The organism is Paenibacillus sp. BAC0078 (assembly GCF_054483875.1).
Genome location: NZ_JBTLRW010000008.1, coordinates 136,228 through 153,267, shown reverse-complemented (window position 1 = coordinate 153,267; position 17,040 = coordinate 136,228). Strand labels below are relative to the sequence as shown.

At 50.5% G+C, this 17,040-nt stretch carries 15 protein-coding genes; 1 reads left to right on the top strand and 14 read right to left on the bottom strand.

The window, feature by feature from the left end; genetic code table 11:
* Positions 1 to 40: 40 nt before the first annotated feature.
* The 10 genes from ACX1DY_RS16745 to ACX1DY_RS16700 form a co-directional block, all read right to left on the bottom strand.
* Positions 41 to 1,417, bottom strand: a complete 1,377-nt coding sequence (locus tag ACX1DY_RS16745; RefSeq protein ID WP_458965327.1) for a sensor histidine kinase — start codon at positions 1,415 to 1,417, stop codon at positions 41 to 43.
* Complete coding sequence (locus ACX1DY_RS16740) at positions 1,414 to 2,091, bottom strand: response regulator transcription factor (RefSeq protein ID WP_458965326.1); 678 nt, start codon at positions 2,089 to 2,091, stop codon at positions 1,414 to 1,416. Before ACX1DY_RS16740 ends, ACX1DY_RS16745 begins: the two co-directional genes overlap by 4 nt.
* A gap of 79 nt (positions 2,092 to 2,170) precedes the next feature.
* Entirely contained in the window at positions 2,171 to 2,989 is an 819-nt protein-coding gene (locus tag ACX1DY_RS16735) for an SDR family oxidoreductase (protein WP_458965325.1), read from the bottom strand.
* 97 nt (positions 2,990 to 3,086) lie between these two features.
* Entirely contained in the window at positions 3,087 to 3,578 is a 492-nt protein-coding gene (locus ACX1DY_RS16730; RefSeq protein ID WP_458965324.1) for a MarR family winged helix-turn-helix transcriptional regulator, read from the bottom strand.
* 191 nt (positions 3,579 to 3,769) lie between these two features.
* On the bottom strand, positions 3,770 to 4,963 hold the full coding sequence (locus tag ACX1DY_RS16725; RefSeq protein WP_458965323.1) for a metallophosphoesterase: 1,194 nt from the start codon (positions 4,961 to 4,963) through the stop codon (positions 3,770 to 3,772).
* Positions 4,964 to 5,143: 180 nt separating this feature from the next.
* On the bottom strand, positions 5,144 to 5,557 hold the full coding sequence (locus tag ACX1DY_RS16720) for a bacteriohemerythrin (protein ID WP_458965322.1): 414 nt from the start codon (positions 5,555 to 5,557) through the stop codon (positions 5,144 to 5,146).
* 414 nt (positions 5,558 to 5,971) lie between these two features.
* Complete coding sequence (locus ACX1DY_RS16715; RefSeq protein WP_458965321.1) at positions 5,972 to 6,463, bottom strand: NADAR family protein; 492 nt, start codon at positions 6,461 to 6,463, stop codon at positions 5,972 to 5,974.
* A 20-nt stretch (positions 6,464 to 6,483) separates the two neighbouring features.
* Complete coding sequence (locus ACX1DY_RS16710) at positions 6,484 to 7,389, bottom strand: NUDIX hydrolase (protein WP_458965320.1); 906 nt, start codon at positions 7,387 to 7,389, stop codon at positions 6,484 to 6,486.
* A 128-nt stretch (positions 7,390 to 7,517) separates the two neighbouring features.
* Positions 7,518 to 8,381 carry a cation diffusion facilitator family transporter gene (locus ACX1DY_RS16705; protein WP_458965319.1) on the bottom strand — a complete coding sequence of 288 codons (864 nt, stop codon included), beginning with the start codon at positions 8,379 to 8,381 and terminating at the stop codon, positions 7,518 to 7,520.
* A gap of 270 nt (positions 8,382 to 8,651) precedes the next feature.
* Complete coding sequence (locus ACX1DY_RS16700) at positions 8,652 to 9,155, bottom strand: ferritin (protein ID WP_458965318.1); 504 nt, start codon at positions 9,153 to 9,155, stop codon at positions 8,652 to 8,654.
* A gap of 119 nt (positions 9,156 to 9,274) precedes the next feature.
* Here ACX1DY_RS16700 and nagZ point away from each other — a divergent pair, with 119 nt between their 5' ends.
* A complete protein-coding gene (nagZ, locus tag ACX1DY_RS16695) occupies positions 9,275 to 10,591 on the top strand; it encodes a beta-N-acetylhexosaminidase (RefSeq protein WP_458965317.1) in 1,317 nt (438 codons plus the stop codon).
* A 389-nt stretch (positions 10,592 to 10,980) separates the two neighbouring features.
* Here the strand turns inward: nagZ and ACX1DY_RS16690 are convergent, their stop codons facing one another.
* The 4 genes from ACX1DY_RS16690 to ACX1DY_RS16675 are packed head-to-tail and all read right to left on the bottom strand — an operon-like array spanning position 10,981 to position 16,889.
* Entirely contained in the window at positions 10,981 to 12,078 is a 1,098-nt protein-coding gene (locus ACX1DY_RS16690) for an efflux RND transporter periplasmic adaptor subunit (protein WP_458965316.1), read from the bottom strand.
* Between the two features lie 49 nt (positions 12,079 to 12,127).
* Entirely contained in the window at positions 12,128 to 13,510 is a 1,383-nt protein-coding gene (locus ACX1DY_RS16685) for an ABC transporter permease (protein WP_458965315.1), read from the bottom strand.
* A complete protein-coding gene (locus tag ACX1DY_RS16680; RefSeq protein WP_458965314.1) occupies positions 13,507 to 14,220 on the bottom strand; it encodes an ABC transporter ATP-binding protein in 714 nt (237 codons plus the stop codon). Before ACX1DY_RS16680 ends, ACX1DY_RS16685 begins: the two co-directional genes overlap by 4 nt.
* 41 nt (positions 14,221 to 14,261) lie before the next feature.
* On the bottom strand, positions 14,262 to 16,889 hold the full coding sequence (locus ACX1DY_RS16675; protein ID WP_458965313.1) for a hypothetical protein: 2,628 nt from the start codon (positions 16,887 to 16,889) through the stop codon (positions 14,262 to 14,264).
* Positions 16,890 to 17,040 lie beyond the last annotated feature (151 nt).

Sequence of the window (17,040 nt, the reverse complement as noted above, 5' to 3'; positions counted from 1 at the left end):
CAGTTTAGAAGGCGAAAATGAACGCAGTATGAATAATAAATTACAAGAGCGGCAGTGTCACCGTGAAGGTTGTCCCTATCCCGGGTGTGCTTGCTGCTTCGATGGTGCCTCCATGCACCTCGATAATTTTACGGGCAATCGCAAGCCCCAGACCGGTGCTGTTGCTGTCGCGGGTACGTGCCTTGTCTACCTTGTAAAAGCGGTCAAAAATCATCGGCAGCTGATCCGCCGGTATCCCCTCGCCGGTATCCGTTACGGTAACAATACAGTTGTGATCCAAGATACGCGCTGAAATGGTAATGGAACCGCCCGCAGGCGTATATTTTACCGCATTGGACACAAGATTCATCCACACCTGATAGAGCAGATTGGAGTCGCCCTCAAGAAAGATATCCGCCACATGCAGCCGTACGGCAAGCTCCTTCTCCGTCAGCCTCCACTCCATAATCTGCACAACCTGGCGCAGCTGGGCACGAAGGTCAAAATCCCTCTTATCCAGTGCATTCTCATCATAATCGAGCGACGACAAGGTGAGCAGCTGCTTGCTCAGCATGGACAATCTGCGGCTCTCCTCCTCAATGATGGACAGGTACTCCACTCTCTGCGGGTCAGGCACTGTACCGTCCTTAAGCGAGTGGGCAAAGCCCTGAATGGAGGTCAGCGGCGATTCGATTTCATGCGAGACGTTGGCGACAAACTCCTGGCGTGCCCGGTTCGTCCGCTCCAGCTCCCGGCTCATAATCATAAAGTGGGAGGCCAATTGGCCGATTTCGTCACGCCGCGCTGTATAGAGCTTGATGTCGTATCTGCCCTTGGAGATTTTCTTCGTCGCCTCAGTCAGCCGGGTGATCGGTTTCACAACATGAAGGACAGTAATGAGAACAAACAACAGGCTGAACAGAATCGTAAATGCAATCAGCACCGCAAAAAAGATCCGCAGCTCGCCGAACTGTACCTCAGCATCCGGGCGCATAAACATCGCATAGGTCTGTCCGTCCTTATGTATAGGCACGCCTATCGTGTTGCTAAGCTGATTATCGAAGAATCCGGTAATAAACGCCTTGCTGGGGAAATTCGCTACACCGTGATAGATGCCTCCTGCCAGCACCTTTTGCAGTTTTCCCTCTTGCAGATCATTTTTACGGAAAGGCAGGCCATAGAACCGTTCATCGCCCTGATCATTCGAGAGATATATTTTGTAACCCAAGGAGGCGGTGCTTTGCAGATATTCCTCTACCGCATCCGGGTGGTCTTCGATAAACTGCTGCACCCCGGTGGCCATTTTGGTTAGCTTGGCGTCGTTCTGCGGTTTGATTTTGGCCTGATAATAGACATTGGATACGAGAAATCCCAGCAGGCTGCTGATCACAATCACCGAGCAGAACAATATACTCATTCTTACATAGAGAGATTTCATGGGTTCACCAATTCGATTTTGTAGCCGATGCCCCGTACAGTGCGGATCGTAAAATCATTGCTGTAATCGCTGAACCGGTCGCGCAGGCGTTTGATATGCACATCCACCGTCCGCTCATCACCTTCGTAATCCGCTCCCCACACCAGTTCAATCAGCTCGCTGCGCGAGAATAGACGCCCCGGATACTGTGCAAGCTGTGCGAGCAGCTCAAATTCCTTCACCGGCAGCAAAAGCACATCCTCACCGCTGCTGATCTCATAATTCTTGCGGTCAATCACCAGTGAATTTAGGCGGATCTTGTCACTAGCAGCCACCGAATACCGGCGGAACAGCGCCTTGATGCGGAACAGCAGCTCCTCCGGCTCAAAGGGCTTGGTCACATAATCATCCGTCCCGCGCAAATATCCCTGCTCCTTATCGCTGAGCTGCTGGCGGGCAGTAAGCAATATAATCGGAATATCATACGTTTCCCGAATGTGCTGACACAGCTCCAGCCCGTCCACATGCGGCATCATCACATCCACCACCGCAAGATCGACCGTGCTCCCCTTCATCAGTTCTATCGCTTCCCGCCCGTCGGCGGCTTCCACAGCCAAATAACCATCCCTGGTTAATACATGCCGTAGCAGCGTGCGGATATTCACATCATCATCGGCTACCAATATCTTCTTCATTCCTTCACACTCCCCGGAAAATCCCTGCATAGCTGTCCCCATAGTAGCAACATTAACATGATAAGACAACTAAGGGCTGTTAATTCCGGGGGTTGACAAAAGGCAGTATGCTCATCTTGAGCGCAGTTGCAGGGCGCCCCATCAACCGCTGCAGATCCTCTGAGGCAGACACCGTATCAATACTGCTGAGAAAATTGTAAATCCAGTGTTGAGCTGCGGGCTCCTCTACGTGAACCACCGGTTTACCGGCAAGCTCTGTAAGCGCCTGCGCCAGGTCGGCAAAGGTCCATGTCTTCGGTGCTGCCAGCTCATAAATCTGCTGCTCATGCCCTTCTCCGGCAAGGATTTGAGCGGTTGCCAGCGCAAGATCGCTACGAGTAACGGCATTGAACCGCCAGCCTCCAGGGAACGTCGTGAGCACACCGCTGCTTATCGCCTCATTCAGTCCGAGCACACCTACGAAATCAATGTATAGCGCATTCCGTACAAAAGTATAAGCAAGTCCCGAATCGAGGATTGCCTGTTCCGTCTGAGAATGTACATTACCCGCTGCCTTATTGCCATGCTGCGGAAAAGCAAAGCCGGTATACAGGATATGCGCAACTCCGGCCTTCTTAGCCGCTTCCACTACGTTAGTGTGCTGGGTGATCCGGACAGCATCATCCCTATGGGAGCTGGAGATCAGCAGCAGCCGGGATACTCCGGCAAAGGCCTCCTCAAGTGCTTCCGGCACATCATAATCCACTAGGCGAAGCCCGATCCCCTTCTCTTTATAAGCCTTCCCCTTGTCTAGCTGACGCACACCGGCAATGATCCGTTCCGCCGGAATCTTTTGCACAAGCTGTTCTATAATCAATTGTCCAAGCTGGCCTGTAGCTCCGGTAATCATAATTGTCATATTTCTTCCCCGCCTTTAATGTTCATTTAGTTAAGCTATTAACTATTTTTCCAAAGATTCTTGCTGCGGGATTGTATTGCATTGCCCTCCCCCACAATTATTGCCTGTTCAGTTTGTGCAGCAGCGACATCAGTTGTCTTAACTCCTCCGCGTCCAGCCGGTTCATCTCCTGCGCAACGGTTGCGCGGTTCCCGGGAAGCTGCTGAGCCAGCAGCTTACGCCCGGCTTCAGTAAGTGAAAGGATAGTCTTACGCCCATCTTGAACGTGCTCAGCCCTGCTAATGTATCCATCCCTCTCCAGCGGTGTCAGCAGCAGGCTGATATTTGCCTTGGTAACCCCGATCCGTCCGGCAAGCACAGAAGGTAGAATGGTTCCGCCCTGCCGCGCAATCTCCACCAGCACACGGATTCTTGCACCATTCAGCCCTTGGGACTGCCAGTATTTCTCGGATACCGCCACCAGATTCGCCGTTGTCTCAACCAGAGTGAAAAATGCCTCATTAGGCGCCGGCAGGTCCAGCACAAGCTGCTGCAAATCGTCAATATCCGTTTCTTCCTTCCCCTTGTTGTCTTCTTGCAATCTGTCCATCGTCATTGTTCCTCTCCATTTAGTTAATAGCTTAACTATATTGAAATAAAGGTAACTTATCCAGTGGCGAATGTCAAAGCTTTAATTTCATACGCACCTTCTGCAACCATATAAATAACCCCATCAGCTCTTTTTATAGAGATAATGGGGTTGGTTTCGAAGATAAAAAAGACCAGGCAGATTCTTACCTGTTAAACCAGGACAGGGTTTCCGTGAATAGGTTCCTCCCCATATTGCTTGCTGCCTTCCAGCATAACCTCCAGCTTGATCAGCTCGGAGCGGCTGGCCAGACGGATTGGAGGTCCCCAGGTTCCATAGCCGGAGGAGACGACTACATGCATGTTATCCTTGCGCAAGTAACCCCAGTCCAGCTCAAACAGCCGTTTCGTAATCCAGTGATTGGGAGCGATCTGCCCGCGGTGTGTATGACCGGAGAGCAGAACATCTACACCAGCCTTGGCTGCCAGATCAAACCCGGTTGGCTGATGGTCCATCATAATGACAGGACGCGAGAGGTCAAGCCCTTCCAGCAAGGATGCCACGCTTCGCCGCCCTCCGGTCTCCATGGACTCCGCAGTTTTGTCTTTCCGGCCAACGATATAATGACCTGCCGTTTCCACTACCTCATCCTGCAGCACTTTGATGCCGATACTGTGCATGAGTTCCGTGTATTCAGCGATAGAACCGCCGTAGTATTCATGATTGCCGAGTACCGCATATACACCATAGCGCGCCTTGAGCTGCTTGATCTGTTCACTCATCCTGTTGCGGATGAACGGCTCAATACTGTCATCCAGCACATCTCCGGCGAGCAGAATAAGATCGGGCTGCATCCGGTTGATTTCCGCAACCATTTTACGCAAATGGCGATTGCCCACGATGTTGCCCAGATGCAGGTCGGAAGCGACAGCGACGGTGAGCGGAGTGCTCGATCCAATGGACTTGCCGATCTGAATCGGATGCTTGCGCACGACCGTACTCCAGGCATTGCGTGAGCCCCAAATCAGGAAGACGGCAAGCAGGACCACCAGTGTTGCTCCAGCCTCAGAAGTAAAGCCCGCACGCTCAACCCCCATCAGCCCCAGCACCCAATACAGCAGATCAGTAAGCGGCAGCATAATAACGGCAAACTCCATGCAAGCCAGATAATAGGAGCCTGTAACCTTGAACAGTCTGCCGATAGGCTTCACAGCCTGCGGCCAGGGAACCATCCCGATCACATAGGCAAAAGCAACGATCAGAAAAACAAGCCAGTATACAGCGGCCGAAATACCGGGCAGCCAATAATCTAGCAAAACCCAAAGATGAAATCCAATGTAGACATTCACAAGTCCCAGCACAAGCAGCATGACCAGCCCGGAAGCGAGCATACGCAGTATTTTCATGATTCCACTCCTTTAGCATGCAGTTTATCTATTCGTTCTACCTCAAATCATAACACAAAGTATTTGACGAGGATTAATTCTGCCCGGGGGATGAGATAAACCTGCCGCTCCACAGCTTCATTCCGTAAAAAAGCAAAAAAAGAAAATGCCCTGCGGCATCTTCATCTTTTTATATTCAGGTTATACAGCTTGATTGCCCTTATTGGCAATGCATTCCCCGATCAGCTTATCACATTTGTTAATATGATTGAGCAGCCAGTCCGTTAACGTGCGGTTCAGCTTGATTGTGGAAAGTACAGATACTCCCTTAGCCTTGATGCTTTCTTCCAGTTCCAGTACGGTTTTTACAAACTCAGCATGGGTCTTGCGGTGCTCGGCCAGTTCGGGGAAGTCGATCTCCTCCATCAATTCTTCCTCATTGCCGAAATGCTCAAGCGTGTACTCCTTCAGAAACTTCAGGGTCTCTTCGATTTTCTCTTTTCCCTGCTGGTTCGTACATGCTTCAAAAAACTCATTCAGCTTCGCAAGCAGCTGTCTGTGTTGGCAGTCAATCCGCTCCACTCCAATTTCGTATGATTCCTTCCAGTTAATCACTGCCCCACCCTACTCTCTACCAAAATTTACATTTGACAAGCTTATCTAATTCTCCACATATCCGCATAAAAGTTCTATTAACAACATCACACGACAATCTGCAGCAAAATATTCGTCTGTTATAAATACAGCTATGGATGGGAATGTCATTTACAAGTAGGCTCGCGGAGGAGTAAAATTAGATCACAATAAAAGCAGCTTTGCTGTTAACTGAAGGAAGAAGGTACACTATGTGGGGCAGATACTTCGGTAAAAACTCTGGACAGCCGTTGTTTACTCGCAAAATCTCTGGAATTGGCTGGAACCTAAATCCTAATCACCCGCTCACTTGGCTCATCATGCTCGTAATCCTGGCAATTATAGTGTACTCTGCATTCACGCACTAGAACGGAGCACCCGCCGTTGGCTAAAAAATCATGCCCGGGTATGCTCTCCCTGCAATAGATCCTCCCGCAGATTCGTCAGAATCTCTCCTAACCAGTTGGTGCCGCGCCAGGTCGCTCTGCTGCGGATACGGTGGTCATCCTCGGCCAATCCAACACCCCAAATCCGATCCGTTGGGCTGGCCTCCACCAATGTAGTCCCCTTAGTACCCAGCAGGATCTGCAGCAGCTCCTCATTCTGAAGGAACTTTTCCTTATTGCCTTGGTAGACAATCTCTTTGCAGTGCTTATCCCACATAGCTTTATTGAAACCGCTCACCTTCCTTCCCAATTCCTTCTGCTCTCTGGGGGTTCTGGCCCGCAAAATCTGCTTGGCTATTTCCTCATCCTTGAATAGTCGTGCTTTGCCATACATCATATACTGCTCCGCGCAATCGAATAGATTCCCCTCCGCAGTAAAACTGCAGGGATACCACTGTGAAAATGGCGACGCGCTCCGATAAAAATAAGTAAATTGCTCCATTATAAACTCTCCATTCTACATTAATTCAAATCCCGGTTCATGTTATAGCGGTATAGCTTCGAAGGCCGATGACCGGCATCCTTGGTGAATTCCTCTGTTTCAGTCACGCTGCCCGCGATTTTACGGCGGAAGGCTGCGGCGAGCAGCTCTTTGCCCAGAATAATCTCATAGACCCGCTGAAGCTCGGATAAGGTGAACAGCGGTGGCATCAGATTGAAAATAATGTCGGTATATTCCACTTTGCCGCGCAGACGCTCGATGGCATATTGAATCATCTTCAAATGATCGAAGGCAAAGCCGTCATTCTCGGTAATCTCACGTTCAACCCGCCGTACGTGGCCTTGAACAATTTCCGTAATTTTCACTACACCTGTCAAGGTTGTGCTCTCGTTCGTTAGGGTAATGCGTATCTGCTGTTCCTGCTTATAGCCGTTCGCCTGCTCCCCGCGGCTGGTCTCAAGCACATCATAGGCGACCTTGAACCAATCCGCAGCGTCGGCATCATCTCCTGCTCTCACATTCAGTGCCGTGCGGTCAACCAGCGCCATGTAGGCGCTGCTGATGACACGCATCCGCGGATCACGCTGGACCTCTCCCCAGGTATAGAGCTGCTCCATGTAAATATTGTCGATGTTCGTCTCAGTGAACAGCTCCCGGCGGGCAGCATCCTCCAGGCTCTCATCCACAGAGACGAAACCGCCCGGCAGCGCCCATTGTCCCAGATAAGGATGCTCCCCGCGCTGAATCAGCAGAAGCTGCAGAGATTTCTCGGACAGCTTGCGGTAATTGTTCTGCTCCTGCTCCATGACGGTAAAAATAAGCATATCGACAGTAACGGACGGACGCTCATACATCCCGGGATTATATTTTTCTAAATACTGCTGCTCGGTTAAGCCGTTTCGGTCAGTTTTTGCTCGTTTGGACATACGCAGACTCCTTTGCTTTCTTTTTTTATCTCCAATTATTATCAACATGTTATTATCATAATGTTATTATAGACAAAGTTAATCCGCAGCACAATAAAAAAAGCCTGATTCCTCAGGCTTCGGTGCATCTACACAGGCTCTATATGAACAAGAACATTCGCCACCTGGTGCCGGTCCTTCAACTGACCTTCAATCTCTTCGGTGATGTCATGGCTCTGGACTACATTCAATGTGGAATCTACCAGCACCGTTGTATCAACCAGGACATTATTGCCGTGTATCCGGGCTTTGATATCCTTAATGGATTCAACACCATCAATTCCAGCCACAGTCTGCTTCATCAGCTCCAGCTCTGAGGCATCAAATCCGTCAGTAAGGTCATGAGAGGCCTTGCGGAATATATCCCAAGCCGTCTTGCAGATCAATAGTCCGACTATCGTACCAGTCAGCGGATCAAGCCAAGGCAAACCAAACTGTGAGCCGATAATCCCGATAAAAGCCCCGATACTTACAAGCGCATCCGAGCGGTTATCCTGTGCCACTGCCTGCATCGCATTGCTGTTCAGCGCACGGGCCAAACGAATGTTGTAAAGGTACACCGCGAGCATAACCAGGGCACAGCCTGCGGCCGTCCAAGCGGCAATGAGATCAGGCGTTTCCAGCGCGGGTTGAAAAAATTTGTTCGCACTCTGGTACAGAACCTGGATCCCTACAGCAATCATGATAAAAGAAGCAACCAGCGCAGCTATGGTCTCTGCTCTGTAGTGGCCATACCCGTGATTGGAGTCAGGCGGTCTTCTCGAAATCCTGAGTCCAACCAGAATCGCAATCGACGCTATAATATCCGTACTGTTGTTCAGTCCGTCGGCAAGCAGCGCCTGCGATCCCGAGACAGTTCCGATAAATAATTTGACGGCAGATAGCAGTATGTAGGCAAATAAGCTCAGCCAAGCTCCTTTTTCACTCTGTTTGATGTCGCTGTAGTTTTCCAAAAAAAGAACCTCCAAAAAATAGTATACCTCCATACTACACGCTGATCTTCGGGTGGGTCTAGAGAAACAGTGTTGCCAGACAGCGCAAGTGTTAACCCTACCAAATAGAGTTGGAAGACCGGAATTGTTTTGCGGGCCGTAACATTGTTTGCCTCCGTTCAACTTTCGCTATAAAATGAAAAAACGGATACCCTCCCCTAAAGGAAAGTATCCGTTCCGGCTGCAAACTGCCGGGTTTGAGCGGCTCAACAGAGCTGCTGGTTCAGTTGCTTACTCGGCTGGAGCAGTGAATGTACGGGCCGCAAATTCTGCATCCAGCATGTAGAAGGCGTTGCTGTCGGTTTCGATACGTTTCAGCTTGGCGATAATATTGCTGAACAGCGCTTCTTCTTCAACCTGCTCATCAATGAACCATTTCAGGAAATAGATTGTCGCATGCTCGCGTTCATCCAGCGCCAGGTCAGCAAGATGATAGAATCGTTTGGTGTTCTGCTGTTCATGGGCGAAGGCATGCTCGAACGCATCCAGCATCGAGGTATATTCATTTTTCGGCTCAGGCAGTGCCGCCAGGGTCGCACGGTAGTCGCGGTCATTAAGGAATCTGTAGATCTTCATCGCGTGAAACCGTTCCTCTTCGGCCTGAATCAAGAAAAAGTTGGCGAAGCCATCCAGACTTTCACCGGAACAATACGCGGCCATCGCCAGGTACACATGGGCAGAGTAAAACTCAAAGTTCATCTGTTCGTTAAGCGTGTTCACCAAATCATCTTTCATTGACACGTCACCTCATCCTATTATTTTGTAATTACAGGCGGCAAGCCTTTATGTAAAAGTCCCCTATATCTTAACATTAGTACTTGTTATTCAGCAAACGAAAGGAGGAGTATTTTCAAATGAACGGGTCAGACTATAAAGCTCTCATTTCGGCTGTGGCCCTCACCAGTCTATTCCTGATTGGCGGCTGCAGCGGCAGCACAAATTCCAATAATGCTTCGCCTGGGGAGGCAGTGCCCCAGCAGACTGTTGCTGCGGCGCCTTCTCCTTCCAAATCCGCTCTTCCAACTCCGGTAGATACAGCATCTCCCACTGCTGCCGGCTCCACCGAAAGCGGTGCTCAAGAGGCGATCAAAGAGCAAATAGCCGGTATGACTCTGGAAGAGAAAATCGGCCAGATGCTTCTTGTCGGCATTGAGGGTACAGTCCTTGATGAGCAGGCCAAAAAGATGATTGCCGAAGACAAGGTCGGCGGAATCATTCTTTATGCGGATAATATTAAATCCCTGAAGGGCATGGTCAAGCTCACTAATGACCTGAAGAAGAGTAATGAGGGCAATCCCGCCCCTCTCTTCATCAGCGTCGATCAGGAAGGCGGCAAGGTCAGCCGGATGCCTGATGAATACGCCGTGATCCCCGCAAATGGAAAAGTGGGCGCGACCGGCAATGCCGAGGCTGCGGGAACGATGGGCAGGCTGCTGGCCAGGGAGGTGCTGTCCGCCGGTTTTAATATGGATTTTGCTCCAGTGCTTGATATTAACAGCAATCCGGACAATCCGGTTATCGGCGACCGCTCCTTCGGCAGTACCGCAGGCCGGGTAACCGAGCTGGGCATTGCCGAGCTGAAGGGAATTGAGAGCGAAGGCGTGATTCCGGTGGTCAAGCATTTTCCCGGACATGGCGATACCTCTGTCGATTCCCATCTGGAGCTTCCGGTCGTGAAGAAGACAACAGCCCAACTGGCGAAGCTGGAATGGCTGCCCTTCCAGGCTGCGATCAAGGAGCATGCGGATGCAGTCATGGTGGCGCATATTCTTTTTCCAAAGCTTGACCCCGAGCGTCCAGCTTCCCTGTCCAAGGTGATCATCGGAGATCAGCTTCGCGGAGAAATGGGCTTCAAGGGAGTCGTCATCACCGATGATCTGACCATGGGGGCTATCGCCAAGAACTACAGCCTGGCTTCCGCCGCTGTGGATACGGTACTTGCCGGAAGCGACATTCTGCTGGTTGCCCACGAGTACAGCAATGAACAGGCGTTGCGAAACGCGCTGCTGACTGCCGTGGGAAGCGGGGAGATTCCAGAATCAAGAATAGATGAGAGCGTCTACCGCATCCTGTCACTCAAGCAAAAGTATCAGCTCACAGACAACCCTGTCGCCGTTCCCGACCTTACACAATTGAACCAGGACATCAAAGCCTGGCGCAAAACTTTTTAATACTTTTTAGTTAAAATAACAAAACGGCCACGCCGACCTTCATGGACAACGTAGCCGCTTTAGATTTCAGTTTTGCGTTGCCTGGAGGACCCTTTATGAATCCTTCGGTAATTCCAAGTGGAAAAAGGATCACTAATTTGCTCGAGCACCCTATTCTCCGCAGGTGAAGTGGAAAAAGGTTAACTAATTCAGCTCATTTCGCTCTTGACGTAGGAATATGACCTAATTAAGTTTCCTTTTTCCAACTATATAACTACTCTATATCCGAAAATCTATATAGCACCTTATCCACAAGAAAGAGAAATCATAATTTCCTAAAGAATAACAAAATCAGCCTACATCAGCGGAAACCGGATTTCCGTTGATGCAGGCTGACCTTCAATTCAGAGCTACTGCAGAACTACAGTATCCCCCGGCTTGAGTCCAGAGACAACCTCAGTCTTCTCTGTGGTTTCAATGCCAATCTTGATCTCCTTGCGCTCATACTGGCCATTTCCCTTGTCCAGCATGACAAAAGCCTTGTCTCCCTCGTGAATTACGGCAATGCTGGAGACTACAGTGGCTTTTTCCTTGCGTAATGTCTCGATATCCCCGCTAAGGCTGAGACCGCCGATCAAATGCTCTTCCGGCTGCAAAGAAATTACAACCTCGAATTGCGGCACTTGTCCAGCCGTGTTCTGGCCGGTGGTGGTTGTGGCGAATTTCGAGACCTTGGTCACCTTTCCTGCTATGGTTAAGTTCTTCATGGCAGTCATTTTCACCTTAACCTGCATACCCTGCTTGATGCGGAAGATATCCTGCTCTCCCACAAGGGCGATGAATTCGAGCTTGCCCAGGTCAACAATTTTGCCGATGTATTGATTGTCCGTAACCATTTGAGGACGTTCGGTGCTGCTGTCATACAGAAAAATTCCGGTCGCAGGAGCATGGTACACAGCGGTTTTGAGCTTTGCTTTCTTGTCGGCAAGCTCCCGCTCCTGGATGGCGGAATTTGCCTGATTCAGTTCATCTGTCAGACGTGCTGTCTCCTGGGCTGCAAGTGCCTTCAGCCGTTCCGCTTCAGTCCCGATCGGAGTCGCTGAGGTATCTTCCTGCTGGCTGACAAAAGCATTCAGCTCCGCCTCCAGCTTCGCCTTGTGGATGGCTGCCTCTGTTGTGGCAATCTCATTTTTCAGGGTCGACTCATCCAGCGTGAACAACACATCCCCTTTCTTCACCTGTCCGCCGTTCTCCACCTTCCACTTTGTTACCTTGGATGCATACGGTGCATAGACCAGCGTTTCCTCCTGATATTTCGACTTTCCTTTGACCTGAACAGTGCTCGTAACCGTCTCCTGGGTAACAGGGAAGCTAATCACCTGCGGAGGTTCTACAACAGCCGCCGGCTCTTCTCCCTTAAAGACTTTGGTGTACAGGAGATAGCCTGCAGCAGCAATGATTCCGACGATGATAATCCACTTCACGGTCCTCTTTATAATCCTTTTCATTGTTTCTGCTTCCTTTCAACTGGAAATACAAGAAAGTATAAGTTCATGGCTAATCACGCTTAATCGCTGTGAGCGCATCCGTCCTGGAGGCACTGATCGCCGGATAGATTCCTGAGAGGACTCCGGTCATAATCGCGAACGCCAAACCAATCGGAATCGTCACCAGCGGGATGAAAAAGGATAGGCCATCCCCTGAACTGCTCACGAGCTTGTTCAGTCCCATGATGATCAGGTAAGAGAACAGCACACCTAGCAAACCGCCCAGCAGTCCAAGCAAAGCCGCTTCCGTGATGAACATATTGCGGATCTGCCTCATATTGGCGCCGAGTACCTTCATAATCCCGATCTGCCGCCGGCGCTGATGGGTTGACATGGTCATGGCCACGATGATCGAAATAGAAGCAATGACAAGGATGAATACGCCGATGCCAAGGGCCGCCATTTTGATCATATCAAATTGCTCTTTGAGCTGATCCATTTGGTACAGATTGTCGTTCGCATTTAATGAGAGCTTCTTAATCAGCTCTTCCACCCGTTTGATGTTATCCATGCTGTCCACCTTCACGGTGATGGAGCTGTAGCTTCCTTCTTCCACGTTTTGAACGGTTGCGTCGTTATTGAAGCTTAGCTCCTTTTGGAGCTGCGCGGCTGTCTCCAGAGACACATACATGATCTTATCATAGGTTGCCCGGTCATCACTTGTTCCTGATGGACTGGCCAGAATCCCGCTCACCTGGAGCGGAGAACTAAGCTTGACCACCGGCTGCACGGAGGACGAGCTGTAATCCTGGGCCTGCAGTTGAACCTTCTGACGGTACATCTCTGAAGGCACCACCATGAGGTTGTTGTACTGGTCCATGGCCTCCTGGTTGAAGGGATCATTATTCAGCGTTTCGAAAATCTTCTGCCGGGTCTCAAGGTCCATCAAGCCCAGTGTCGCCCCGTGGTTCAGGACAACCATGCCCGTAACGTCCGACGGTCCGCCTTGCTTGAAGTGCTTATCATATTTGGTCAGCATGCGCAAATCCGTTGCGATAACCTGAACGTCAGTGATCTTGTTATCAACGGTAAGCATCTGCATATAACCAGTATCCTGAAAAGGTGCTGCGGCAACCACGTGATTGAGGCCCTGGATGATCTTCATCTTCTGGAAGGTCAGCTTGCCGGGATCAAGGTTGCTGCTCGTGTCTGAAGATGAGCCACTGCCGCCTTTGGGAGAAGGAATACCTCCGCCCGGAGTGACCGTAATTTCATCCATCTTGAAATTACGGTTCACTTCATTGGTCACATAGACCTGCGCGGATTGTCCGATGCTTAGTGCTGCGATAATCGCGGCGCAGCCGATGGAAATCCCGGCCATACACAATCCGGTAACCACCTTGCGCCGCTTGACCTGATCCCAGGCCATGCGGGAAATATCCCTGATTTTCACGGATTCCCCTCCTCTGCGCGCTCCGTTTCCACAGCTAAGTGCTGTCCGTTAATCAGATATCCGTCACGAAGTGAGAAGGTGCGCTGCATTTGATCTGCCACTTCCTGCTCGTGGGTTACAACTATAAATGTGGTCTTCATCGTTTGGTTCAGCTTCAGCAGAATGCTGATGATTTCCTCCTCCGTTTTGGTATCCAGGTTCCCGGTAGGCTCATCCGCAAAAATGACGGAAGGCTCGGTAATCAGCGAGCGGGCAATACTTACACGCTGCTGTTGTCCGCCCGATAGCTGTGAAGGGAACAGGTTCGCCTTGTCGGGAAGCCCCACCTGCTCCAGCAGGGCCAGCGCCTTCTGCTTGCGGATGGAGGGAGATACCGACTGGAACACCAGCGGCAGCTCTACATTCTCCCGTACGGTAAGGCTGGTAATCAGCTCGTACGCCTGAAAGATAAATCCGATGTGCTTGCGGCGGAATTCGGCAAGCTTGTTCTCGCCCATCCGCACGATATCCTGATCGGCAATGTAAATATGGCCTTCGGTCGGCTTCATGAGACCAGCCATCAAATTCAGCATTGTAGATTTGCCTGAGCCCGAGCTGCCCAGGAGGGCAACCATCTCACCCTGCTTAACGCTAAAGCTGATTTCATGAAGGACCTTGGTCCATTCATTGCCGGTCTTAAAGGAATGTGTAATTTTATCGACTCGCAACATAAAAGCTGCTCCTTCTTAGTCTGTGATAGATGGAACCCTCGTTATTTATCAGTACCCGGCTTCTCAGTGGTTGGCTTCTCAACGACCGGCAGCGGTTCATAAGTTAGGAAGTAAGACTGGCTGCCGAGCTCCATCCGCTCGCCCTGGAACTCATCATAAAGCGTAATTTTGTAAGAGCCGCCTCCAATCTTCTTGTACAGGCTTCTGACGATGGTTGTGGAATACGTATTGTTGTCGCCTTCTGTCAGATCTGTGCCAAGAGTGAGCGATTTCTCCGTCGACTGGCCGAACGGATCAGTGATCTTAACGATCAGCTTATGGCTCAGCGCTTGCGTATCGTAGGTGCGGTCCTGCATCAGATTGTAGTTCAGTACAATGCTTATAGTGTCGCTGCCCTCCGTAATCTTTCCGTCTGAGCTCAGCACCGTCAGGATATACGGATACAGCGAGATTCTCGACAAATCCTTCGCCGGGGTGACCGTTTGCGGAGTAAGCTTCAGCGAAGCAATATTGATATATCCGGTTGCTTCCTGTCCAGACTCGCTAAGCTTGCTGCCGATGATTCCCGGCCCTAAATACATAGAGATTTCCGAGGTTGCCACCGACTTGGGAATCTTGGCCCAGAAGGTAATCAATTGCTTGCCTCCGGGAGCCGCCAGGCCCGTAGTCTGGGCAGGCTGTGCTTCATAGAACTGTCCGTCCGTGGTTTGATAATAGGCCTGCATACGGGCTAGTGCGCTTTGTCTTTTTTCCTCATTGCTCATCAAGAGCTCTGTATAGACGATTTTGTAGTTTCCGCTGCCCGGATAGACGATGGTTCTGTTCTCTTGAAGCTTGGCGTTTTTACCTTTGCCTGAAACCGTGTAGCTGCCTCCGCGTTCAATGGACGGAATATCGTTGATCGCACTGTTCGTGGTAAGCGACAGGAATGGCAGCTTCTCCTCGTTTGCCGTAGTATACATGCTGATGTTCATCGAATCGAAGTTTTCGGCATATGGAATTTTGGTGATGATGGAGATTTCGGCAGTTCTTCCCGGGGCCAGCTCTTGAGAATCCTTATCCAGCAGCAGGTCCGTGGAAGCGGACAAATCCAGATTTCCTACCTTCAGCGCACCCTTCAGCTCCGGCAGGGACAGTGTTACAGACTGTGTATTGGTCAGGTTTACTTTAGCTACAACGATATCGTCATCCTTCCACGGATAACGCTGAATCGACTGCAGGCTGTAGGAGAAGGAACCGAAAGGCGTGGTGGTTCGATACTCCTGCCCTTTCTGGATATCGGCACGAAGCGTATATGGAATGGTGAAATAAGCTATCGGGAAAGTAATTTTGGACACAGCACTCTCAGCTACCGCTGTTTCCGCTCCAGGTGTTCCGGTTGTTCCGCCTGCTCCGGTGCTGCCGGAAGGCTGCGTCTGGCCTTGGCTGACCGCTTCGATCATTTGCAGTTGCAGCGTGTTCTGCTCCACCTCAAGCGGAACCTGGGCAGTGAGCGGAATTACCTTCACTTCCAATGGTCTGAGCGTTATGCCGTTCAAGGCTTTGGCGTTGACTGGAAAGCTTGTCCCTTTTGCAGATTTGACGGCAAGCTCGTATGTGGGAAGCGTGACAGCCTTGTTGCCGGTATTTTTCAGCTCAAGCTGAAAAGACCAGGCAGCCGATGCCTTATCGGCATACACAGAGGCATTGCTGAGCTTGGTTTCTATGGTATTGCTGTTGATCGTTATTTTCTTAATGGCCCCATTCGCCACCACCAGGTTTGGAACTGTCACAGCCGGAAGCTTAAACGATGCGCCTGCCAGCTCAAGCTTCAGCGTTTCATCCTTTTGTGTGAATTGCAGCTTCATGTTGTCGGTTTTCAGGTAGGCTGGAATTTCAGTCAGGTAGTAGATGCTCTTCTTTTCCTGCGGCTGTACCTTGTAGCTGGATTGGGAGCTGTTCAGGGCCAATTCAAAGGATGTCCCGCTGGACGAAACTAAATAAGCGGTGTAGCCGGGATCAGTGAGCACCTTGCTGCCTTTATTGGTTAGGCTTATTCCCACCTTGGCGTACACCTTGCCGCTGTATTTATAGAGCTGAAGGGATTCTGCCGCTGCAGTAACAGGGATATTGTTCATAATCATATTCAGGCTTGTCCCGGTTGCCACCGTTGTGGAGTAGCTCGCCGGAAGGGCAAAGCTGCCTGCCTGTCTCAAATATCCCTTGGCTTTGGCATCCCAGACGTGCATAGAAACCTTGAAGCCCTGAAGCGATTTGGTCTGGCCTACATTGACATAGTAAGTCACACGCAGGTTTTCTTTGGCTCCGACCTTCTTTTTGAGCACATCGGCAGTTACCGGATTGGCGGGAATCACGGACCCGCCCGGAGTAACTACCCGCGAGAAATATTGCGTTAAGTTCGCGCTTACACCGCTTGCATTGGAATAATTCAGCGTGTAAGCCAGAATGTTGCCGCCAGGCTGCGCCCATATATTCACATTTTCGATCGTTGCCGTAACTCCTGGCGCCATTTGGACAGGTTTTATTGCAGACGCCGCCGCGGCTGCCACAGCTGCGGTATTTGAGCTGCCTGCAGCCTGCACGGCTCCAGGTGTTATGCCGCCAGCTAATTGGCCAATAACAAAGGTGCTTATAAGCAGGGCGACATATGTATTTTTATACGTTCTCATCAATTTCCCCCCAAGAATTTTAGCTAGAATAATTATAGTAGCAGCGGACGAGGGAAATGTATCCAATTTGTAACCCTTCCGCTCAGGTTGTAACCTTATTGTTCCATTTATATCAAAAACAGCGCAGAATGCGCCGTTCGTGTAAAAACAT